Raw genomic sequence first — 21,762 nt, 5'->3', positions numbered from 1 at the left:
AGGCACGCGGTTGCAGTCACAGGCAGGGAAGCCCGACAACAATAAGCAAGGAGAACCCGATGCAACTGACGCGCATTGCCCAAGCCGTTCTACTCAGCCTGTTCGCCAGCAACGCTGGCGCCGCGACGCTGGAAAGCACCCGCACAACGATCGCCGAACAAGCGCAAAAGCTCGAGCCCGAACTGCTGGAAACCCGCCGCGACATCCACGCCCACCCGGAACTCGGCAACACGGAAAAACGCACCGCCGAGCTGGTCGCCAATCAACTCAAAGCCCTGGGCCCGGACGTCAAAACCGGCGTCGCCCGCACCGGTGTAGTCGCCGTCCTCAAAGGCGCCCTGCCCGGCCCGACCGTGGCTCTGCGCGCCGACATGGACGCGCTGCCGGTCAAGGAAGTCGCCGACCTGCCGTTCGCCTCAAAAGCCAAAGGCACCTACCTCGACAAAGAAGTCGACGTCATGCATGCCTGCGGCCACGATGCGCACACCGCCATCCTGCTGAGCACGGCGAAAATTCTCACGGGCATGCGCGACACCCTGCCCGGCACCGTGGTGTTCTACTTCCAGCCCGCCGAAGAAGGCCCAAGCGACTTCATCCCCGACGGCAAGAACACCTGGGGCGCGAAAATGATGATCGAGGAAGGCGTGATGAAATCACCGAAACCCGACGCCGTTTTCGGCCTGCACGTCTGGGCCGGTGTCCCCGCCGGCCAGATCGCCTACCGCCCCGGCGCGACCCTCGCCAGCTCCGACGACCTGCGCATCAAAATCCTCGGCAAACAGACCCACGCCGGCCGCCCATGGGACGGCATCGACCCGATCACCGTCGGCGCGCAAACCATCGTCGGCCTGCAAACCGTGGTCAGCCGCCGCACCGATATCTCGTCTTATCCGTCAGTGGTCAGCATCGGCACCATCAACGGCGGGACGCGCTACAACATCATTCCCGAATCCGTCGACATGACCGGCACGATCCGCTCCTACGACTACGACATCCGCCAGAAACTGCATGCCGACGTCCGCCAGACCGTGGAAAAAATCGCCGAAAGCGGCGGCGCCAAAGCCGACGTCACCATCATCGAAAAATACGACCCGACCATCAACAACCCGGCACTGACGGAAAAAATGCTGCCGACGTTGAAGTGGGCGGCCAAGGATGATGTGGTGAATGCACCGCTGGTGGGTGGCGCGGAAGACTTCTCGTTCTTTGCCAAGGAAGTGCCGGGACTTTTTGTGTTTCTCGGCGTGACGCCAAGAGACCAGGACATGAGCAAGGCAGCGCCGAATCACAATCCGGGGTTCTTTGTCGATGAGTCGGCGCTGGTGGTAGGCGTGAGAACATTGGCCTCGTTGGCGACGGATTATCTGTATGCCAATGCGGGGGCAGGCAAATAGGGATGAGGTGATTGTGGGGGCGCCTTCGCGAGCAAGCTCGCTCCCACATTTGGGCCGTGTACAGCCTGTCATCGCTGGCAGATCGAACCGTCGCACCGCAGCGCCCACAGTTTTAATTTGCGAACACCCATGCGGCAAAGCCGCCCCACTCAACACAATGAGCGCAAGCTCGAGTACCGCTTTTGATCTTGATCCACGGGCGACGTCGGAAGGCTGAGTGGAGGGATTGATCCGGGCGTGGGAGCGCAGCGACCGTTTGGCGCAGCCAAACACAGCGAGAGGAGGTGCAGCGAAGCAAACCGTAGACGCTGCGCCCGGATCGATCCCGCAGCGAAGGAACCCCGAGCCCCAGCGAGCGGGCCGCACGCAGGAGCAAGCGTTTTTTTGCTTACTTTTTTTAGGCGTTTGTAAAAAAAGTGAGTCGCCGTAAGGGCGAAACCCTAAGCCGCCGTTACCGCAGCAACGGATATGCCCCCAAAACGATCAAACAACATCAACCCCAACGTGAATCGCATCATGCCGCCAAAACTCCAGATCACAATCAATCAACCGCTCATGCTGATCATAATTGACCCGAGCAATCCGCAACCCGGGGCTCCCCACCGACACCCTTAAAGCCGCCGCCGCATCCACAGACAATGACGTAGGCACAATCTCGAAGCGCACCCGCCCATAGTGCAAATCGTAATGCCGCGCATACAACTCGGTGATCGACTGATTCAAATCAAACTCAAGAATCCCCGGAAAAAACTGCGGATTCAAATAATGCTCCACATACAACACCAACCGCCCATCAATGCGCCGCGACCGGCAAATCTGAATCACGCTCGACAACGCCGGCAACTGCAACCACGCACACACCGCCGCCGAAGCCGGCTGCAAACGCGCCGAAATCACCTCGGTCGACGGCACCCGCCCTTGCGCACTGACCATCGCGTGAAAGTGACTGCGCTGCATCAGGTTATAGGCCAGACGCGGCGGCGAGACGAACCAGCCACGGCGCTCCTCACGATAAATCTGTCCCTGCGCCTCCAGTTGCAGCAACGCCTCTCGCACAGTAATCCGCGTCGTACCGAACAACTCACTGAGTTTGCGCTCGGCCGGCAACTTGCTGCCCGCCGCCAGCAACCCGTGATCGAGCTGCTCTTGCAGCACCTGGCCAATCGCTGTCACCGCTTTTGTTGCCTCATCGCGCATCAACGTTACCTATCTGGACTAGACCAGCACTGTTTCGGGGCAAAACTGCACGGCGATCAAGCCGTTTCCTGATGTTGCAAGCCTAGGCAGTGCAGATGACCAAGAGATGACAAAACTACCGAACGGTCGTCTTCACGACTTGCAATACATCGGCCAAGTCCCTTGCTCTGCGGGCCTTTGGGCATGGTCTACGCTTATCTGGCGGCCGCCAATACCAGGCAAATAAAAGGCCTGACACAAGGCCGCCGACATCAAAGTGTCATCCAGCCCCCTTAAATTGGCTCAGGTATTGCTGACCTAGACCAACACACACCGCAATCGCAGCGTTGAACACGACCAAGGAGCTTCGGAATGAAACAGCTTTTCCTGGCAACACTGTTAGGCTCGACCATTGCAATGTGCACCTCCGCCATGGCGGCCGGCACCGATCTGAAAACCCTCGAAGCCGCTGCGAAAGCGGAAGGCGCCGTCAACAGCGTCGGCATGCCCGATGACTGGGCCAACTGGAAAGGCACCTGGGAAGACCTGGCCAAGACCTACGGCCTGAAGCACATCGACACCGACATGAGCTCGGCCCAGGAAATCGCCAAGTTTGCCGCCGAAAAAGACAACGCCACTGCTGACATCGGCGACGTCGGTGCGGCCTTCGGCCCGATCGCGGTCAAGCAAGGCGTGGTGCAACCGTACAAGCCAAGCACCTGGGATCAAGTCCCGGACTGGGCCAAGGACAAGGACGGCAACTGGGCGCTGGCCTACACCGGCACCATCGCCTTCATCGTCAACAAAAAGCTGCTGCACGGCTCCGAAGTGCCAACCAAATGGGCTGACCTCAAGGGCGGCAAATACAAGGTGTCCATCGGTGACGTGAGCACCGCCGCCCAAGCCGCCAACGGCGTTCTGGCTGCGGCACTGGCCAACGGTGGCGACGAGAAAAACATCAAGCCTGCCCTGCTGCTGTTCGCCGACATCGCCAAACAGGGTCGCCTGTCGATGGCCAACCCGACCATCGCCACCATGGAAAAAGGCGAGATCGAAGTCGGCGTGGTCTGGGACTTCAACGGCCTCAGCTACAAAGCCAAAATGGCCAACCCGGATGACTACGTGGTGCTGATCCCGTCCGACGGTTCGGTGATTTCCGGCTACACCACGATCATCAACAAGTACGCGAAAAACCCGAACGCCGCCAAGCTGACCCGCGAATACATCTTCAGCGACGCCGGCCAGACCAACCTCGCCCGCGGCAACGCCCGTCCGATCCGCGCCGAACACCTGCAACTGCCGGAAGACGTGAAGGCCAAGCTGCTGCCGAACGAGCAGTACAAAAAGGTCACCCCGATCAAAGACGCCGATGCGTGGGAAAAGACTTCGAAAGCCCTGCCACAGGCGTGGAACGAAGAAGTCATCGTCGAGATGAAATAAGCCTGTAGATCCCTCTTCGGGATCCGCTGGAGTTCCAAATGTGGGAGCGAGCTTGCTCTCGAATGCGGTTATTCATTCAGCATTGATGTTGGCTGACATGACGCCTTCGCGAGCAAGCTCGCTCCCACAGGGGGATTGAGTTGATTTCGGAATATTTGAATTTCGCGGAGTTTTTGCCCCTATGAAGCACAACGTCATCCTTGTCGTGCTCGACGGCCTCAACTACGAGGTCGCACGTCACGCCATGGGGCATCTGCAGGCTTATGTTGGCGCAGGACGCGCCGCGCTCTATCAGTTGGAGTGCGAACTGCCGGCCCTGTCCCGACCGCTTTATGAATGCATCCTCACCGGCGTGCCGCCGATCGACAGCGGCATCGTCCACAACAACGTCTCGCGCTTGTCCAACCAGCGCAGCATTTATCACTACGCGCGCGACGCCGGTCTGAAAACCGCTGCGGCGGCGTATCACTGGGTCAGCGAGTTGTACAACCGCTCGCCCTTCGTCGCCGCCCGCGACCGCCACACCGACAATCTGTCGCTGCCGATCCAGCACGGGCATTTCTACTGGAGCGATCACTACCCGGATTCGCACCTGTTCGCCGACGCCGAAAACCTGCGCCTGCGCCACGATCCGAATTTCCTGCTGATCCACCCGATGAACATCGACGACGCCGGGCACAAGCACGGCCTCGACAGCTCGCAATACCGCAACAGCGCCCGCTCGGCCGACATCATCCTCGCCGACTACTTGCAAAGCTGGCTCGACGCGGGCTATCAGGTATTGGTGACCGCCGATCACGGCATGAACAACGATCGCTCGCACAACGGCCTGTTGCCGGAAGAACGCCAGGTGCCGCTGTTTGTCCTCGGTGACGTGTTCAGCCTCGACGCTGGCGCCGCACCCAAGCAGACCGAAATCTGCGGCACCGTCTGCGAATTGCTCGGCGTGCCCCACGACAAACCTGTGTGCCGGGGGTTGCTCAAGTGAACTCGATGACTCGCGGCAAATGGCTGGCGGCGCTGTGCCTGGTGCCCTTCGCGCTGTTCTTTATCGTCTTTGAAATCGCCCCGCTGGTCTGGGTGATGATCAACAGCTTGCAATCGGAAGAGTTCGGCTGGGGTTTGGCCAACTTCAGCAAGATCTTCAGCTCGAAGTTCTATTTGCAAGCGATCCAGTACAGCCTCGAAATCAGTTTCTGGTCGAGCGTGTTCGGTATCGTCATCGCCGTTCTCGGTGCCTACTCCCTGCGTCGGGTCGATTCGAAATTGCGCAACTTCGTGAATGCCTTCGCCAACATGACCAGCAACTTCGCCGGTGTGCCTTTGGCGTTCGCGTTCATCATCCTGCTCGGTTTCAACGGCAGCATCACCATCATGTTGAAGCAGTCGGGGATCATTCAGGACTTCAACCTGTACTCGAAAACCGGCCTGATCATCCTCTATACCTACTTCCAGATTCCCCTCGGCGTGCTGCTGCTCTACCCAGCCTTTGACGCCTTGCGTGAAGACTGGCGCGAGTCCGCTGCGCTGCTTGGCGCCAACGGCTGGCAGTTCTGGCGGCACATCGGTTTGCCCGTGCTGACCCCGGCGTTGCTCGGTACGTTCGTGATCCTGCTGGCTAACGCCCTAGGCGCCTACGCTACGGTGTACGCGCTGACGACGGGCAACTTCAACGTGCTGCCGATCCGTATTGCAGCGATGGTCTCCGGCGATATTTCCCTCGACCCGAATCTGGCCAGCGCTCTGGCCGTGGTGCTGGTGGCGCTGATGACCATCGTCACTGTCGTGCATCAACTGCTGTTGAAGAGGAGCTACCATGTCTCGCGCTGAATCCGGCCCGGCCGGCCTCTACCACCGCGTCGTGGTTTATCTGTTGTTCGCCATCCTCTTGCTGCCACTCGTGGGCACGCTGGTTTATTCGATCGCCAGCAGTTGGTCAGCGACCATCCTGCCCAGCGGTTTCACCTTCAAGTGGTACATCCAGTTGTGGAGCGATCCACGCTTCCTTCACGCCTTCGGTCAATCGTTGCTGGTCTGCGTCGGCGCACTGGTGCTTTCAGTGGTGCTGATCCTGCCGCTGCTGTTCGTGGTGCATTACCACTTCCCGAAACTCGATGCGCTGATGAACATCCTCATCCTGCTGCCCTTCGCGGTGCCGCCGGTGGTGTCGTCGGTGGGACTGTTGCAACTCTACGGCTCCGGGCCGATGGCCATGGTCGGCACGCCGTGGATCCTGATTGGCTGCTACTTCACCGTGGCACTGCCGTTCATGTACCGGGCGATCACCAACAACCTGCAAGCGATCAACCTGCGCGACCTGATGGACGCCGCACAACTGCTCGGCGCCAGCACCTTTCAAGCGGCGTTTCTGGTGGTACTGCCGAACCTGCGCAAAGGCCTGATGGTCGCGTTGCTGCTGTCGTTCTCGTTCCTGTTCGGTGAGTTCGTGTTTGCCAACATTCTGGTCGGCACGCGCTACGAAACCCTGCAGGTGTACCTGAACAACATGCGCAACAGCAGCGGCCACTTCACCAGTGCGCTGGTTATCTCGTATTTCTTTTTCGTGCTGGTCCTGACCTGGATCGCCAACATCTTGAACAAGGACAAAAGCGAATGAGCTATGTCAGCGTCCAACACCTGCAGAAAAACTACGCTGGCACGACCGTGTTCAGCGACATCAATTGCGAGATCAACAAGGGCGAGTTCGTCACCCTGCTCGGCCCGTCCGGTTGCGGCAAGTCCACCCTGCTACGTTGCATCGCCGGACTGACGCCAGTCGATGGCGGCAAGATCCTGCTCGATGGTGTCGATATCGTGCCGTTGAGTCCGCAGAAACGCGGGATCGGCATGGTGTTCCAGAGCTACGCGCTGTTCCCCAACATGACCGTCGAGCAGAACGTTGCCTTCGGTTTGCGCATGCAAAAGGTCAATGCCGACGACAGCCATAAACGCGTTTCCGAGGTGTTGAAACTGGTTGAACTGAACGACTTCGCCAGCCGCTATCCGCATCAACTGTCCGGTGGCCAATGCCAGCGCGTGGCCCTCGCCCGCTCGCTAGTCACACGTCCGCGTTTGTTGCTGCTGGACGAGCCGCTGTCGGCGCTCGATGCGCGGATTCGTAAACACTTGCGTGAACAGATCCGGCAGATTCAACGCGAACTCGGCCTGACGACGATTTTCGTCACCCATGATCAGGAAGAAGCGCTGACCATGTCTGACCGGATTTTCCTGATGAATCAGGGAAAAATCGTCCAGAGCGGCGATGCCGAAACCCTCTACACCGCACCGGTCGATGTGTTCGCCGCCGGCTTCATCGGCAACTACAACCTGCTTGATGCCGACGACGCATCAAAGCTGTTGCAGCGCCCGATCAACCACCGCATCGCCATTCGCCCGGAAGCCATCGAACTGAGCCTTGACGGCGAACTCGACGCGCAGATCCGCAGCCACAGCCTGCTTGGCAACGTGATCCGCTATCGCATCGAAGCCCGCGGCGTGGAACTGGTGGTGGATGTGCTCAACCGCTCGGCCGCCGATCTGCATCCCGACGGTCAGCGTCTGGCACTTTCCATCGATCCAACGGCCCTGTGTGAGGTAGCCTGATGACTTTGCTGACGTTGAAGAGAGAACTGCACTGATGGCCCTGGCAATTTTTGATCTGGACGAAACGTTGATCCACGGCGACTGCGCCACCCTCTGGAGCGAGCAGATGGGGCGCCTGGGCTGGGTCGATCCCGAGTCGTTCATGCGCAAGAACAACGAGCTGATGGACGCCTACAGCCATGGCAAATTGCGCATGGAAGAGTACATGGAGTTCAGCCTCGAACCGCTGATCGGCCGTACGCCAGAAGAAGTCGATCATCTGGTCGGGCCGTGGGTGGAAGACTTTATCGAACCGATCATCTTCAGCGACGCGACCAAGACCATCGCCGCCCACCGTAAGGCAGGCGACCGGATTCTGGTGATCTCGGCGTCGGGCACGCATCTGGTCAAACCGATTGCCGATCGACTGGGCATCGATGAAATTCTGGGGATCGAACTGGAAGTCGCCCATGGCGTTTACAGCGGTCACACCGTTGGCACCCTGACCTACCGCGAAGGCAAGATCACCCGTTTGCTGGAATGGCTGGATGCCGAGGAAGAAAATCTGGAAGGTGCGAGTTTCTATTCCGACTCGCGCAATGATCTGCCGCTGTTGCTGAAGGTGGATTTCCCACACGTGGTCAATCCGGACCCAGTGCTGCTGGAACACGCCGAAAAGGCCAACTGGCCAATCCACCTCTGGAAATGACAAAGATTTAATCTGCAATTGCAGGCTGACATTCCGAACCCGAGTTCGACACCATGTGTCAGGTCGATGTACCTCGACAGAACAACTCAGTCAGTCCCCTCTCCCTTTGGGAGAGGGTTAGGGTGAGGGGCTTTTTGCCTTGGTCTCAGCTCAGACTTTCGTCAATCACCAACACCAGTTTGCCAGCCACCTTGTTGCTCGCCAGCTCCGTAAACGCCGCCTCGGCATCCTTCACCGCAAACGCCTTGGCCAACTGCGGACTCAACCGCCCTTCCGCAAACAACGGCCACACCTGCTGACCCAGATCACTCAACAGGTCCGCCTTGAACTGATCGTCACGACTGCGCAACGTCGAGCCCAGCAGTTGCACACGCTTGGCCAAGACCTGCGCCAGATCCAGTTTGGCCTCACGGCCGCCCATCAAACCGATCAACACCCAGCGCCCATCGAGCGCCATCAGCTTCAGGTTCAGCGCCGAATAATTACCGCCGACCGGATCGAGAATCACATTGAACGGCCCGAAATCACGCAGGCTCTCCAGATCATCGGTGCGCACCACCCCGCCCTGCGCGCCGAGTGCTTCACAGTAAGCCAGACGCTCGGCCGAACCGACGCTGACCCAGCACGGATTGCCGAACGCCTTGCACAACTGAATAGCGGCTGAACCGATTCCACTTGCGCCGGCATGCAGGAGAACTTTCTCACCCGGTTTGAGCGCCGCAAGTTGAAACACATTCAGCCAGACTGTTGCATAAACCTCAGGCAATGCGGCGGCCTCGATCAGCGAGACGCCTTCGGGAACCGGCAGCACGTGCCGCCCGTCGACGACCACCTCTTCGGCCATCCCGCCCCCGGCCAACAAGGCGCAAACCCGATCACCGACCTGCCACGCACTCCCCGCGCCGACCTCGCTGATCACCCCGGAGCACTCAAGACCGAGCACTTGGCTGGCCCCTGGTGGTGGCGGATAAAGCCCCGCTTTCTGTAATAAATCAGCGCGATTGAGGCCCGCTGCCGCCACTCGGATGCGGACTTGTCCTACATCGCACGTAGGACTCGGCTCTTCAACCCATGCCACTTGACCGTCAACGCCTTGCAATGCCTTCACAGTGCCTCCATAGTGAGTCTGGACTGAGCCCGAAGCTGTAGCGCCGGGCTTTTTGCATTATGCGACCGGCTCTCGTAGAACCGGCGACTTCAAAGACGGCCTAATATGCGTTATCAATTGTCCCCGCGTCGAATCAGCATGAAGCATTTGCTCCCCAGCACCGCCCTCGCTCTTTTCATCGGTATCGGTTTGTTGCCGGTGTCGGGCACTACATTCGCAGCCAACAGCTGGGACAAGTTGCAGCCTGATCGCGATGAAGTCATCGCCAGCCTGAACGTCGTCGAGTTGCTCAAGCGTCACCACTACAGCAAGCCGCCGCTCGACGATGCGCGCTCGGTGATCATCTACGACAGCTACCTCAAGCTGCTGGATCCGTCGCGCAGCTACTTCATGGCCAGCGACATCACCGAATTCGACAAGTGGAAGACCCAGTTCGACGACTTCCTCAAAAGCGGCGACCTCAACGCCGGGTTCACCATCTACAAGCGCTATCTGGACCGCGTCAAGGCGCGTCTGGACTTCGCCCTTGCCGAGCTGAACAAAGGCGTCGACAAGATGGACTTCACCACCAAGGAGACCTTGCTGATCGATCGCAAGGACGCACCTTGGCTCAAATCCACCGCTGAACTCGACGACCTGTGGCGCAAACGCGTCAAGGACGAAGTGCTGCGGATGAAGATCGCCGGCAAAGAGCCGAAGCAGATCCAGGAAACCCTGACCAAGCGCTACAAGAACCAGTTGGCGCGCCTGGACCAGACCCGTCCGGAAGACATCTTCCAGGCGTACATCAACACCTTCGCCATGTCGTACGATCCGCACACCAACTATCTGTCGCCGGATAACGCGGAAAACTTCGACATCAACATGAGCCTGTCCCTCGAGGGCATCGGGGCCGTGTTGCAAAGCGACAACGACCAGGTGAAAGTCGTGCGTCTGGTGCCGGCAGGCCCGGCTGACAAGACCAAACAGGTTGCCCCGGCCGACAAGATCATCGGTGTTGCCCAAGGCAACAAAGAGATGGTCGACGTGGTCGGCTGGCGTCTGGACGAAGTGGTCAAACTGATCCGTGGTCCGAAAGGCACCGTGGTGCGTCTGGAAGTGATTCCGGCGAGCAATGCGCCGAACGACCAGACCACCAAGATCGTGCCGATCACCCGGGAAGCGGTGAAGCTTGAAGACCAGGCCGTGAAGAAGTCCGTGCTCAACCTGAAACAGGACGGCAAGGACTACAAACTCGGCGTGATCGAGATTCCAGCCTTCTACCTCGACTTCAAGGCGTTCCGCGCTGGTGATCCGGACTACAAGAGCACCACTCGCGACGTCAAGAAACTGCTGACCGAACTGCAGAAAGACAAAGTCGACGGCGTGGTCATCGACCTGCGCAACAACGGCGGCGGTTCCTTGCAGGAGGCCACCGAACTGACCAGTCTGTTTATCGACAAGGGTCCGACCGTCCTCGTGCGTAATGCCGATGGCCGTGTCGACGTCCTCGAAGATGAAAACCCGGGCGCGTTCTACAAAGGCCCAATGGCGTTGCTGGTCAACCGCTTGTCCGCCTCGGCTTCGGAGATCTTCGCCGGCGCCATGCAGGACTACCACCGCGCGCTGATCATCGGTGGCCAGACCTTCGGTAAAGGCACCGTGCAGACCATTCAGCCGCTGAACCATGGCGAACTGAAGCTGACCCTGGCCAAGTTCTACCGGGTTTCCGGTCAGAGCACCCAGCACCAGGGCGTGTTGCCGGACATCGACTACCCGTCGCTGATCGACACCAAGGAAATCGGCGAGAGCGCTCTGCCGGAAGCCATGCCGTGGGACACCATCCGCGCAGCGATCAAACCGGCGGCCGATCCGTTCAAGCCGTTCCTGGCGCAGCTCAAGTCCGAACATGACACGCGCACCGCCAAGGATGCCGAGTTCGTGTTCATCCGTGACAAGCTGGCTCTGGCGCAGAAACTGATGGAAGAAAAAACCGTCAGCCTCAACGAAGCCGAGCGCCGTGCCCAGCACAACGACATCGATGCCAAGCAACTGACGATGGAAAACATCCGTCGCAAGGCCAAAGGCGAAGAGCCGCTTAAAGAGCTGAAGAAAGAAGACGAAGACGCCCTTGCGGCCGCTGACCCGGACAAGGTCAAACCGGAGGACGATGCCTACCTGAGCGAAACCGGGCGCGTGCTGCTGGATTACCTGAAGCTGAGCAATCAGGTGGCCAAGAAGTAAGGTGATGGCAATTTAGTGCTGACGATCCCCGGATCGTCATCAAACAGTCATCATTCTGTCGTGCAATAAAGGACTGGGAGCCATTCTCTTCATCGAGAACGCTCCCAGTCCTTTTTTTATCGCCAGAGATTGCCATGACCACGACCGAACAGCTGAGTGCCTTGAGCTCGATCCTGACTCAAAGCGGTTTACACAGCCTGTTCCAACCGATCATTTGTCTCTCGGAACGGCGCATTCTCGGCTACGAAGCGCTCACGCGCGGCCCTTCCAACAGCCCTCTTCACTCGCCGATCGCGCTGTTCGCCGTGGCCCGTCAGGCCGGGCGTTTGAGCGAGCTGGAAATCGCCTGCCGCCAAAGCGCTTGCCGTCGCTTCAACGAGCAACAACTGCCGGGCAAACTGTTCCTCAACGTCTCGCCGGAATCCTTGCTTGAAGCCGCCCACCAACCGGGGCGCACATTGCAGTTGCTGCAGGATTTCGGCATTCCGCCCAGTCAGGTGGTCATCGAACTGACCGAACAGACGCCCATCGACGATTTCCAGTTGCTGCAAACCGCCTTGCATCACTACCGGGCCATGGGTTTTTCCATTGCACTGGATGATCTCGGTGCCGGCTATTCAAGCTTGCGTCTGTGGTCGGAATTGCGCCCGGACTACGTGAAGATCGATAGACACTTCATCGATGGCATTCATCAGGACGCATTGAAGCGTGAGTTCGTCGGCTCGATTCTGCAAATCGCCAAAGCCTCTCGCGCGCTAGTCATCGCCGAAGGCATCGAGCTGCCGGAAGAGCTCGCGGTGCTGACGGAAATGGGTGTCGATCTGGTGCAGGGTTACTTGCTCGGACGTCCTCAGGAACATCCGCCCCGCGACGCCCGCGCCTTGATGCCCAAACACGACAGCAGCAGCGTTGCGCTGAACGACGAAGGCAGCGACCTCAGCGCCCTGCTCAACGACCAACCGGCCGTGCACCGCGACACACCCACCGCCAACGTGCTGGAGGCCTTCCGCCGCCAGGCCAACCTCAACTCACTGGCGGTACTCGACGAACAAGGCCAACCCTGCGGCATCGTCCACCGCCACTCGTTGTCGGATGCCCTGCTCAAACCGTTCGCCACCGACCTGTTCGCGCGTAAACCGATCAGCCGCCTGATGAACGACGATTTCCTCGCCGTGGAAATGAGCCAGTCGCTGCAACAGGTCAGCCGCCTGATCACTAGCCGCGCGCGGCAACGCATCGAAGAAGACTTCATCATTACTCTTAACGGCGGCTACCTGGGTCTTGGCCGGGTGATCGACGTACTCAAACTGATCACCGAACTGAAGATCCAACAGGCGCGTTACGCTAACCCGCTGACCTTGCTGCCGGGTAATGTGCCGATTCAACAATGCCTGACTCGCCTGTTACAGCAGAGTCGCGAGTCGGTCATCTGCTACGTCGACATCGACAGTTTCAAACCCTTCAACGACATTTATGGCTACGGGCGCGGCGATGAAGTCCTGCTGTGTCTGGCGCAATGCCTCAACGAGCGCGTCGACCCGAGCCGCGACTTCGTGGGCCATATTGGCGGCGACGACTTCCTGCTCGTCCTCGGTCCGGAAGACTGGCGCAAACGTCTTAATCAACTGCTTGATGATTTCCAGAGTCAGTGCCGACGTTTCTACCGCCCTGAACACCTTGAGGCTGGCTGCTTCATCGCACCGAATCGCCAGGGAGTGCGGCAGGAGTTTCCGCTGTTGTCGCTGTCCATCGGCGTGGTGCATCTACACCCCGAGGCCTGCGCACAACTCGATGCCAGTCAACTCGCGGAAATGGCTTCCCAGGCGAAGCATCATGCGAAGAATATTCCGGGGTACAGCGTGCATGTGATTGACAGTCTTGCCGCGCCCGACCTGCGCCAATCGCAGCTAATTGGCCAATGTTGACTCCTGAAAGCTGTCAAACCCTCAGGCCGCGCGAAGAGGCAGCTCAATCAAATTTGTTTACTGGGTCAACCTTTAGATTTTCGATTTGATACCTCAATAAACAACTCAACAAAACCTGCATAAACTGCCGTTGATCCTCTACATCATCATCGAAATAGGTGGTGATTTTCGTGAATACCGCATCAAAGTCATCATCGACGTCCAAATAGTGTTTCAACGTTTCAACACACCACTCGCGCTCTTCAACGCTATAAGAGAGAAACTCAGGTTTCATAAGAATATCGAATAGCTCGGCAAGCTCCTTCTTATCATTCACGTTCTTTGAAACAATGATTTTTTCACGAGCGTCGTCGTCAGTATTTTCTATATCAAATAGAAACAGCAGACCACGCAAAACAAAATACTCAGGTTTACGTTTCATTCCATAAAATCCGTATAAGAGGTTATCGGCTTGCCGGCTCTATCAAGAATTACTACCGCATGTGTTTGCTGTCCGTAAATGACTCCCCCCTCTTGTATCCTTCACCTACAATTTTGCCCATATTCATTGGCTCCTTCGACGCGATTTGTCCGTTCCGCCTAAAAATAAGCTGGGCACGATGTATGGCGTTCAGTTGGTCTCGATTACTAAAAAAGTGAGTGGCTGCACTGGGAATTTTTGGCTGCCCTGCTCGCCTTCCGTTGGTGTAAAGCTCTATGACTCCGGTCGATGGATTTCTTCCCGTCACTGAACGTTCTTGCTGAGAGGCCAATGTGGTTTGTTTGCCATGTTTTTCTACGAAGTGTGCGCCTGGTGTGGCTTTCTCCATTTCATCCAAACGCCTAAAAGCATTTGCCTCCGCCAAGTCATCAATCCTCGCTCTACGCTCCTGCGCCGTCATCTTCGGTAGCGCGGGCTCACCCTCGTCAACCTTAGCCCCACCAATACCGCCGGGCACCTCGCAACCCGGCTTATTCGGCGGCGGGCAGTTCGACGTCAACCCCAACGGATCCACCCACCCCGTCGGATTCGGCACGTACTGGTACTGATTCAACCCACCCGCCAACTTGATCGGATCCGGCGTCAGATACCGCCCCAGCCGGGGGTCGTAATACCGATGCCGGTTGTAATGCAGCCCACTCTCCGCATCGAAGTACTGCCCCTGAAAGCGCAGCGGCTGGTTCAGGTAGTCGTCGCCGGCCAGGGTCAGAGCGGCGACTTTGCCGTAGGCGTCGTATTGCGCGGACCAGACGATGTCGCCGCTGTAGTCGGTGAGTTCCTGCGGGGTGCCGAGGTGGTCGAGTTGGTAATAAAACGGGCAGGCTTTTTTCGGGCCCTTGCCGTCGAGCAGTGCCAGCGGGCGGAAGGTGCCGGGTTCGTAGACGTAGCTGCGGTATTCGCTTTCGCTGCTTTCGGCGACGAGGTGGTCGCCTTGCCAGAAGAATTCGGTGATCTCGCCGTTGACGGTTTTGCGGATACGCCGGCCAAAGGCGTCGTATTGGTAACTGGCGGTCTGGCCGTCGGGGCGGGTCAGGCCGATCAGGCGGTGCTGGCTGTCGTAGCGGTATTCGGTGACGAGTGTCTGCGCGCGGCCGCGACGTTCGCGGATCAGGTTGCCGAAGGCGTCGTAGTCGTAATGGCGGTCGCCCTGCATGAGCAGGCGATTGCCTTTTATCTGGCTCGGACTCCGGGCGGTCCTGCATCAGCAGGTTGCCGGCCGGGTCGTGGGCGAAGGATTCCGGTAGCTCGTCGCGCGAGTGTCGTACGCGGATCAGCCGGTCGAGGGCGTCGTAGCCGTAGGTGCGCTGGCCGTGGCGGCTGTCGGCGATGTGCGCGAGATTGCCGTTGGCGCTGTAGGCATAATCGCGGCGGTACAACGCATCGCGCTGATGGCCTACGGCGTGGGCGAGTAATCGTCCCTGATCGTCGTAGGAATATTCGCTGAGCAGCAGACCTTGTTGGCGTTGCAGTTCGCGACCGGACTGGTAGACATGGCGGGTCAGCGGCGTGCCGTTGAGGTCAATCCCGTTCAGCGCGCCGCCCTTGGCGTGGCGGTAGTCGAGCACGCTGTTGTCCGGCAGACGCATGCGTTTGAGCTGGCCGCAGGTGTCGTAGCGGTAACGCAGGGTGCCCCAGCCCTGATGCTCGGTGATCAGCCGGTCCTGACGGTCGTACTCGAAGGCCAAAGGATGTTGCTGGCCGTCATCAACACTGATCAATCGGCCGAGTCGGTCGTACTGGTAACTGACCTTGACGCCGTCGGGCAGGGTTTTGACCAGCAGGCGCCCGGCAGCATCGCGCTCATAAGCGGTGAGCAAACAAGAGCCATCATCACCGAACTCGGTCTTTTCCAGCAGATGCCCGTTGAGGTCATAGGCGTACGCGGTACGCCGACCATCAAAACCGCTTTCCTGACGAATCAGCCCGGTCGGCGTGTAATCCAGCCGATACTTTTCCCCGGACTCGTTTTCAATCTCGGTGAGCAGCAGTTGCGCATGGTCATAGCGGTACTGCACCCGCGTGCCGTCGGGGTTGATCCGCCGCGAAACCAGGTGCAGATCGTCGTCATACTCATAACGGGTGATGTGCCCCTGTTCATCGCGCTCGGCGGTGACCTGACCGTAGGCGCCGTAGCTGTAGGCGCGGGTGCTGCCGGTAGGAAATGTCGTCTGGATCAGTCGGCCAACGGCGTCCCAGTGCTGACGGGTGACTGCACCGTGTTCGTCCGCAGTCGTGGTCCGCCGCCCCAGTGCATCGTAGGAAAAGCGCCGTACGCCACCGTCGGGCAAGGTTTCTTCGGTCAACTGGCCGAGGCTGTTCCAGACCAAACGATGCCGGCTGCTGTCCGGGTAGCGGATCGACAGCAACTGCCCCCGGGTGTCGTAGTAGTAATGGGTGACCTGACCGTCGGGGTCGACCGCTTCGGTGACATCGCCCTCGGCATTGCGCCGGTAGATCCACACCGCCTCGCCGCGTGAACGCCGGTACAGGAAACCGTTGCGATACTCGTAGGACGTGGGCGCCTCATCCGGTGGAATCAGCGCGATCAGCCGTCCGACGTCGTCGTAGCGGTATTCGGTGACAGCGCCCAAGGCATCGCGCTCGGCGATCAACCGGCCGGCATCGTCATAAGCCTTGAGCTGCTCGCCACCATCCGCCGAGACTTGACGCACCAGCCGCGCACGCTCGTCGTGGACGTAGGTCTCTTCGGTGCCATCGACGTAATGCACCGCGACACTGCCGTCATCGTTCCAGACGTAGCGCGTGTCCATCTGCGAGAACGATGCCCAATGCCTGACACAGCGAGAAGCCTTGCCCGACCGCTCCCACTCCCAGAAGAAGCTCGCGCCGCCGGCCAGTTGCCGCTGCAGGATCACGTGAGCGTCGTCGTAGTCGTAACGCTCGCTTTCACCGACGGCGTTGCTCGCTTCGATCAGATGCCGGTACGCGTCGTAGCGGTAACTGACCAGCGCCTGTTCGGTACTCCAGGCACCCTCGCGAAACACCTGATAATCAACACCCAGCAACTGCGCCCGGTCATAGCGCAACAACAGCGAACGCCCGGCGCCGTTGTCCAGGCGCTGCACCCGGTCAGACCGATCGCGCTGCACCGTCAGACGATTGCCATAGGCATCGCTGATCGCCGTCAGCCGTCCTGCACGAAAGTGATAAAAGCGCGCCGTGTCGCCGGCCAGCGCGAGGATCAGCTCTTCCGGCTCCTCGCCCAGAAAAATCGCCGCCCGCGACAAACTGTTGTGAATCGCCGGCCGCTCACTACTCGGTAGCGGAAAACGGGTGCGACGGTTTTCGTGGTCGACCCAGACCACAAAGTCGCCTTCAAACGCCAGCCGATGCGCCAGCGAATGACTCCAGCCAAAGCCCAACCCAACATCGATTTCGGCGGCGCTGGAGCGATACAAGCGCGTGAACTCAAACGGCAACACGCCATCGAGCAGCGCATCGTTCAGGGTCAGCAGTTCTTCGCCAGTAACCATCGACACCGGACAACCGTTGGTGCAGGTGCGCGGCACGCAATCGGCGCTGTCGCCGTTGGGGTTTTTCGCCTGATCCGGCGAGTCGTCGTGAGGCTCGTCTTTCTTCAACAAGGTGTTGCGCTGCGCATTCCAGCGCAATTGCATCCGGCCTTTTTTCACCCCGGCGGCGATGCCACGGGCGGCAACGGTTTTGTATTGATCGACGTATTTGATGAACCCTTCGACGATGCCAAACATCGCCTTCACCAAACGCTTTACCGCCGAGAGCAATTGCACGGCGCGGTCCGCCAGACGCAGCGTCAGATAAGCGATGCCTGCGCCACCACTGACGAACGTCAAGACGACGCTGATCAGCACATCGATGAGCAACTGCACCATCATCATCGACGCCGCTTCAGCAGTTTTGCCAGCGATTTCACTGGGTGGCAGCATCTCCAGCCAAAGGCTGGCAGTGCGCAGCAATAGACACAGCGCCGCCTCGTCACTGACCAGCAGTTGCAGCTTCTCCATGACCTCGGGCGCGGTTTTCGCCAGCTCGATCAGATCCGCCGCACCACTGCCCAAGCGCTCAGCAAACTGACCGGGATCCTTGAGAATGTCCGAGAGCAAGCCAATGCTGTCCCACACGCCCTCGATCGCCGCCCAACTCCCGGCCAGCATGCCGTTGCCCGCCGCCGTCGCCACCGACTGCGACCATTGCGGCTTTAAACCCTGCCATTCACTGCGCAGCCAGCCATCCAGCTCAGCAGTCAGGCCGTCATAGGCTTTGAACAGGTCCTCGACCTGACCCGAAGTGACAGCGCTGTGCACCTGCACCCGGTAGAATTTGCCAGGTATTCCTTTGAATGAGCCCTTGCCTTGCGCATCAAGGGTGATGGGGGTGGTTTCGCCACTGTCCATGGCGATCACATCGACCACGATATTGCCCAGCGGAATGTCGTAGACCGACTCGAATTTGCTTTCGATCAGCATCGGGCCACTCTTCGGGCACTGGACGACACCGGAGAAAAACGCGTTGTCGGTGCTGCTGACGGCAGTGCTATCGGCGCCGAAGCGAATGATCCGCTCCATGCCCACCAGTGACGGCAGATCCGCCGCGTGGCTGACCTCGTCCGCCGCGCGACTGGCCCAATGCTTGAGCTGTTCGCGGTAAACGCTGAGGGTGTCGGGAAAGCTGTCGAGTGCTTGCTCGATGCGGGTGACGGCGTCCATCAACGCACGCGGGTGGGCGAAGTGGGCTGGATAAGCGGATCAAACATGGGCGTTCCCTCGCGCAAAAAAATTAGGCGCGGGAACTGTGCGGGGGATCAATCGGGAAAGAAGTCAGGCAAGTAGGCGATGACTGTAGGACTTGTCTGTAAAAAACAACTCACAGATAAACAACCGCGCAAAAACGCAAACGCGGCGTGAGGAAAACCTCACGCCGCGTTTGTTCGGGCAGACATAAATGGATTTACAGTGTTGAGTCGCGAGTACTCAGCTCTTTCAATTTGAGCTCCGCCAACGGGTGCCCGGCTTTGGCCGCCATGCCCCACCAGCGTGCGGCTTCGGCAGGATCCGGCGGTTTGCTCGGCGTTCCGGCCAAACTGATCACGCCGACCTGATAAGCCGCTTTGCCATCACCCGCGAGCGCGGCCAGCCGCAACAGGCGCACTCCTTCTTGACGTGCACCCAGGCCGACACCACGAAAGGTCAGGATGTGCCCGTAGAAGCTTTGTGCACCGACATCGCCAAGGTTGGCCATGCGCGCAAACTGCCCTTCAAGCCAGCGCCAGCCTCGCGGTTGGCGGACAAACCACGACCAGTGAAACAGCCTGCGCGCCAGCCAGTAACTGGCCCGCGCCTTGAGTCGTAAAAACACTCAGGCCTCTGCCGATTCCGGGTACTCGTACTCGAAGACCCTGACCACTTCCGAGGCATGCCAGGAAGCCGCGGCAACGCCGTCGGATGGCCCGGAAAAACGCCCCAGACGTTCAACGCATTCAAAGAAACCCGTGCGCGGCAGGCGACTGGCGCCCTGGCTGATCACCAGCGAACTGCGCAACGGTTGTTCGGCCTTGGCATCCAGCGCGGCCAGATGTTCAAGCGCGGCCGTCAGGGTTTGCATGGCCGGCGTCGGCAATTGCAACCGCTCGAGCAAGGCCCGATAAGTCAGCAGATGGCGCTGGCGACGCGCCTGATCAAGTTCCCCGAGCAATCCGTCCCAATGTTGACGGCTGATGCGTACGCTCACGATTCATCCCTCCACCCTGGCACCGTCAATTCCCAGGCCAGGCTGCGGCGAATCGCGGCGTCGGGCTGACGCTCGCCACTTTCGATCATGGCCAGATAAGACGGGCTGATGCCTACCGTGCGGGCCAGCGCCTCAATGGCGATGCCCTTCCCTTCGCGCAAACTGCGTAGTTGATCCAGACCTGGAAGAATCGCGTCTGGTGAGGCCGCGAGCGGCGTGGCTGCCGGACGCGACGGTGTTTCGTTGATGCCTGCTGCTTTTAGTAGAGCCTGATACTGAGCCCACGGCAGAACCGCGTATTCGGGTTCGCCATCGCGTGCAATTATCTGAATATCCATGACTACCCCGTAGGACAACAACACTTAGCGAGTCGGCACTTTTCCCTAGAAGTGTAATCCTAACAGCGGCTAAGGTCGCGGGGGGTATCTATCTGTAGGTGGGTGCTGAGAATCAGGTTTTTTTCGGCCCCTGCAGTTGCAGTTGCTCGGGGGTATCCGGCAGGCGTTCGACGACTGCCAGTTTTTCCGGTTGCTGACGGTTGCGCCACAGGCGAAACGCATTGAGTTCATCGTCGAGGGTTTTCATCAGCCAGGCGAGGACGGCGATGTCGTCGAGCATGCCAAACACGGGAATGAAATCCGGAATCGCGTCCACCGGGCTGAGGAAGTACATCAAACCCGCCACCACCGACACCAGGGCTTTGCCACTGATAGCGCGGTACTCGCCGCGCCAGTAGGCCAGGCACAATGCCTGAAGCAAGCGTAAATCGTCCTTGAGTTTACCGAGACGATTGCCTTGCGCGGCGCCTTTGCTGGCAACCGCAAACAGTAAGGTCGGTAAACGGCCACGCGCCAGCAGACGGCCGGCCAAGGGCAGGAATCGAGCGAAATTCCACGGAGCTTTCATCTATTCCTCCCGTTGAAATGTTATCCACACAAATTGTGGATAACCTTGTGAACAGAGCTGCATTTCAGCGCTGAAAGCCCCGTTTCATAAGGGCTGCGCTCAGATCGGGCGTTTTTTACTCACATAAAAAACCCCAATATTTCATTGACTTGGCTGCTCAGGGCGGCTAGCGATGGCAGTCTCATTGGCTATGACTCTCCCGACCGCCATCGGTTCGCTCTGTTTACCCTTGCCAGGGTCCAGATGCAACAACGCCCCGCATAAGCGAGGCGTTGTTGTCAGACCCGTTACCGATTACTTGGCAGCAGCGGCTTCTTTGGCTGGATCCTTGATGGCCAGCAGTTCCAGGTCGAAGACCAGAACCGAGTTGGCCGGGATTGCCGGGCTTGGCGACTGTGCGCCGTAAGCCAGATCGCTAGGGATGTACAGTTTGTACTTCTCGCCAACGTGCATCAGTTGCAGACCTTCAACCCAACCCGGGATCACTCCGCTCACCGGCAGATCGATCGGGCTGCCGCGCTCGACGGAGCTGTCGAAGACGGTGCCGTTGGTCAGCTTGCCGGTGTAGTGAACGGTCACTACGTCAGTCGGCTTAGGCTGTGGGCCATCAGCTTTCTTGACGACTTCATACTGCAGGCCGGAAGCGGTGGTTGTCACACCAGCTTTCTTGCCATTTTCTTCGAGGAATTTCTTGCCGGCGGCTGCCGACTCTTCGCTCATCTTGGCCATACGCTCTTCAGCACGCTTCTGCAGCGCGGCGAAGGCTTCGACCAGTTCTTCATCTTTCAGCTTCTGTTCTTTCTTGCCGACGGCATCTTCGATGCCCTGGGCTACCGCTTTGGAGTCCAGATCATCCATGCCTTCCTGAGCCAGGCTCTTGCCCATGTTCAGGCCGATACCGTAGGAAGCTTTTTGCGCCGGGGTTTTCAGCTCTACGCTGGTCTGCGAATCACAACCCGCGAGGACCAGGCTAACCAGGGCAACCGCCGCCGCCAACCGATGCTGTTTCATGCTATTTCCTTGTTCATGCGCCGAAAGGGCAATCGAGTAAAGCCGCGAGCTTATCAGGCCGCCACGACCAATGGCTACCG

General features: G+C 59.1%; 17 protein-coding genes and 1 pseudogene. 9 read left to right on the top strand and 9 right to left on the bottom strand.

Annotated features, from left to right (window positions below; translation table 11 throughout):
• Window positions 1-59 precede the first annotated feature (59 nt).
• Complete coding sequence (locus AB4O11_RS17150; protein WP_460127583.1) at window positions 60-1,394, top strand: amidohydrolase; 1,335 nt, start codon at window positions 60-62, stop codon at window positions 1,392-1,394.
• Between the two features lie 483 nt (window positions 1,395-1,877).
• Here the strand turns inward: AB4O11_RS17150 and AB4O11_RS17145 are convergent, their stop codons facing one another.
• Complete coding sequence (locus AB4O11_RS17145) at window positions 1,878-2,591, bottom strand: UTRA domain-containing protein (RefSeq protein ID WP_064121017.1); 714 nt, start codon at window positions 2,589-2,591, stop codon at window positions 1,878-1,880.
• A gap of 351 nt (window positions 2,592-2,942) precedes the next feature.
• On the opposite strand from AB4O11_RS17145, the gene AB4O11_RS17140 reads away from it, so the two are divergent.
• The 6 genes from AB4O11_RS17140 (at window position 2,943) to AB4O11_RS17115 (ending at window position 8,301) form a co-directional block, all read left to right on the top strand.
• Entirely contained in the window at window positions 2,943-4,010 is a 1,068-nt protein-coding gene (locus AB4O11_RS17140; RefSeq protein ID WP_093441622.1) for an ABC transporter substrate-binding protein, read from the top strand.
• A 181-nt stretch (window positions 4,011-4,191) separates the two neighbouring features.
• On the top strand, window positions 4,192-4,998 hold the full coding sequence (locus AB4O11_RS17135) for an alkaline phosphatase family protein (protein ID WP_460127581.1): 807 nt from the start codon (window positions 4,192-4,194) through the stop codon (window positions 4,996-4,998).
• Window positions 4,999-5,003: 5 nt separating this feature from the next.
• Complete coding sequence (locus tag AB4O11_RS17130; protein WP_178087434.1) at window positions 5,004-5,840, top strand: ABC transporter permease; 837 nt, start codon at window positions 5,004-5,006, stop codon at window positions 5,838-5,840.
• Entirely contained in the window at window positions 5,827-6,627 is an 801-nt protein-coding gene (locus AB4O11_RS17125; RefSeq protein WP_007916333.1) for an ABC transporter permease, read from the top strand. Before AB4O11_RS17130 ends, AB4O11_RS17125 begins: the two co-directional genes overlap by 14 nt.
• Window positions 6,624-7,613, top strand: coding sequence for an ABC transporter ATP-binding protein (locus tag AB4O11_RS17120; protein WP_099758418.1), 990 nt, complete (start codon window positions 6,624-6,626; stop codon window positions 7,611-7,613). Before AB4O11_RS17125 ends, AB4O11_RS17120 begins: the two co-directional genes overlap by 4 nt.
• 34 nt (window positions 7,614-7,647) lie before the next feature.
• A complete protein-coding gene (locus AB4O11_RS17115; protein WP_099758417.1) occupies window positions 7,648-8,301 on the top strand; it encodes an HAD family hydrolase in 654 nt (217 codons plus the stop codon).
• 145 nt (window positions 8,302-8,446) lie between these two features.
• On the opposite strand, the gene AB4O11_RS17110 is transcribed toward AB4O11_RS17115, so the two are convergent.
• Window positions 8,447-9,409: a zinc-binding dehydrogenase gene (locus AB4O11_RS17110; RefSeq protein WP_093441598.1), complete on the bottom strand. Its 963-nt coding sequence runs from the start codon at window positions 9,407-9,409 to the stop codon at window positions 8,447-8,449.
• Window positions 9,410-9,547: 138 nt separating this feature from the next.
• On the opposite strand from AB4O11_RS17110, the gene AB4O11_RS17105 reads away from it, so the two are divergent.
• Together AB4O11_RS17105 and AB4O11_RS17100 are read left to right on the top strand one after the other, a co-directional pair.
• Window positions 9,548-11,632 carry a carboxy terminal-processing peptidase gene (locus AB4O11_RS17105; RefSeq protein ID WP_257357807.1) on the top strand — a complete coding sequence of 695 codons (2,085 nt, stop codon included), beginning with the start codon at window positions 9,548-9,550 and terminating at the stop codon, window positions 11,630-11,632.
• 134 nt (window positions 11,633-11,766) lie between these two features.
• Window positions 11,767-13,557 (top strand): bifunctional diguanylate cyclase/phosphodiesterase, encoded by a 1,791-nt coding sequence (locus AB4O11_RS17100; protein WP_460127579.1) that lies wholly within the window; start codon window positions 11,767-11,769, stop codon window positions 13,555-13,557.
• 43 nt (window positions 13,558-13,600) lie between these two features.
• Here AB4O11_RS17100 and AB4O11_RS17095 read toward each other — a convergent pair whose 3' ends face one another.
• The 7 genes and pseudogenes from AB4O11_RS17095 to AB4O11_RS17065 form a co-directional block, all read right to left on the bottom strand.
• Window positions 13,601-13,978, bottom strand: coding sequence for a hypothetical protein (locus AB4O11_RS17095; RefSeq protein WP_093441580.1), 378 nt, complete (start codon window positions 13,976-13,978; stop codon window positions 13,601-13,603).
• A pseudogene (locus AB4O11_RS17090) lies at window positions 13,975-18,744 on the bottom strand (RHS repeat-associated core domain-containing protein). Before AB4O11_RS17090 ends, AB4O11_RS17095 begins: the two are co-directional and overlap by 4 nt.
• Before the next feature lie 241 nt (window positions 18,745-18,985).
• Window positions 18,986-19,393 carry an SEL1-like repeat protein gene (locus AB4O11_RS17085; RefSeq protein WP_414926789.1) on the bottom strand — a complete coding sequence of 136 codons (408 nt, stop codon included), beginning with the start codon at window positions 19,391-19,393 and terminating at the stop codon, window positions 18,986-18,988.
• Window positions 19,394-19,765 carry a hypothetical protein gene (locus tag AB4O11_RS17080; RefSeq protein ID WP_003223109.1) on the bottom strand — a complete coding sequence of 124 codons (372 nt, stop codon included), beginning with the start codon at window positions 19,763-19,765 and terminating at the stop codon, window positions 19,394-19,396.
• On the bottom strand, window positions 19,762-20,103 hold the full coding sequence (locus AB4O11_RS17075; RefSeq protein ID WP_093440125.1) for a helix-turn-helix domain-containing protein: 342 nt from the start codon (window positions 20,101-20,103) through the stop codon (window positions 19,762-19,764). The genes AB4O11_RS17080 and AB4O11_RS17075 overlap by 4 nt, the downstream gene beginning before the upstream one ends.
• 112 nt (window positions 20,104-20,215) lie before the next feature.
• Window positions 20,216-20,671 (bottom strand): YkvA family protein, encoded by a 456-nt coding sequence (locus tag AB4O11_RS17070; protein WP_007919749.1) that lies wholly within the window; start codon window positions 20,669-20,671, stop codon window positions 20,216-20,218.
• A gap of 294 nt (window positions 20,672-20,965) precedes the next feature.
• On the bottom strand, window positions 20,966-21,682 hold the full coding sequence (locus AB4O11_RS17065) for an FKBP-type peptidyl-prolyl cis-trans isomerase (RefSeq protein ID WP_007919751.1): 717 nt from the start codon (window positions 21,680-21,682) through the stop codon (window positions 20,966-20,968).
• Window positions 21,683-21,762: the final 80 nt, after the last annotated feature.

Source organism: Pseudomonas sp. H1_D05 (assembly GCF_054682705.1).
Note: the sequence above shows the minus strand (reverse complement) of the source record. Positions and strands in the feature narration are given on the sequence as shown.

Excerpts from the sequence above, each read along its gene's own strand:
- AB4O11_RS17135 (WP_460127581.1), top strand. The coding sequence starts at position 4,192 with ATGAAGCACAACGTCATCCTTGTCGTGCTCGACGGCCTCAACTACGAG.
- AB4O11_RS17065 (WP_007919751.1), bottom strand. The coding sequence starts at position 21,682 with ATGAAACAGCATCGGTTGGCGGCGGCGGTTGCCCTGGTTAGCCTGGTC.
- AB4O11_RS17120 (WP_099758418.1), top strand. The coding sequence starts at position 6,624 with ATGAGCTATGTCAGCGTCCAACACCTGCAGAAAAACTACGCTGGCACG.
- AB4O11_RS17105 (WP_257357807.1), top strand. The coding sequence starts at position 9,548 with ATGAAGCATTTGCTCCCCAGCACCGCCCTCGCTCTTTTCATCGGTATC.
- AB4O11_RS17130 (WP_178087434.1), top strand. The coding sequence starts at position 5,004 with ATGACTCGCGGCAAATGGCTGGCGGCGCTGTGCCTGGTGCCCTTCGCG.
- AB4O11_RS17115 (WP_099758417.1), top strand. The coding sequence starts at position 7,648 with ATGGCCCTGGCAATTTTTGATCTGGACGAAACGTTGATCCACGGCGAC.
- AB4O11_RS17145 (WP_064121017.1), bottom strand. The coding sequence starts at position 2,591 with ATGCGCGATGAGGCAACAAAAGCGGTGACAGCGATTGGCCAGGTGCTG.
- AB4O11_RS17095 (WP_093441580.1), bottom strand. The coding sequence starts at position 13,978 with ATGAAACGTAAACCTGAGTATTTTGTTTTGCGTGGTCTGCTGTTTCTA.
- AB4O11_RS17075 (WP_093440125.1), bottom strand. The coding sequence starts at position 20,103 with ATGGATATTCAGATAATTGCACGCGATGGCGAACCCGAATACGCGGTT.
- AB4O11_RS17140 (WP_093441622.1), top strand. The coding sequence starts at position 2,943 with ATGAAACAGCTTTTCCTGGCAACACTGTTAGGCTCGACCATTGCAATG.
- AB4O11_RS17100 (WP_460127579.1), top strand. The coding sequence starts at position 11,767 with ATGACCACGACCGAACAGCTGAGTGCCTTGAGCTCGATCCTGACTCAA.
- AB4O11_RS17150 (WP_460127583.1), top strand. The coding sequence starts at position 60 with ATGCAACTGACGCGCATTGCCCAAGCCGTTCTACTCAGCCTGTTCGCC.
- AB4O11_RS17070 (WP_007919749.1), bottom strand. The coding sequence starts at position 20,671 with ATGAAAGCTCCGTGGAATTTCGCTCGATTCCTGCCCTTGGCCGGCCGT.
- AB4O11_RS17125 (WP_007916333.1), top strand. The coding sequence starts at position 5,827 with ATGTCTCGCGCTGAATCCGGCCCGGCCGGCCTCTACCACCGCGTCGTG.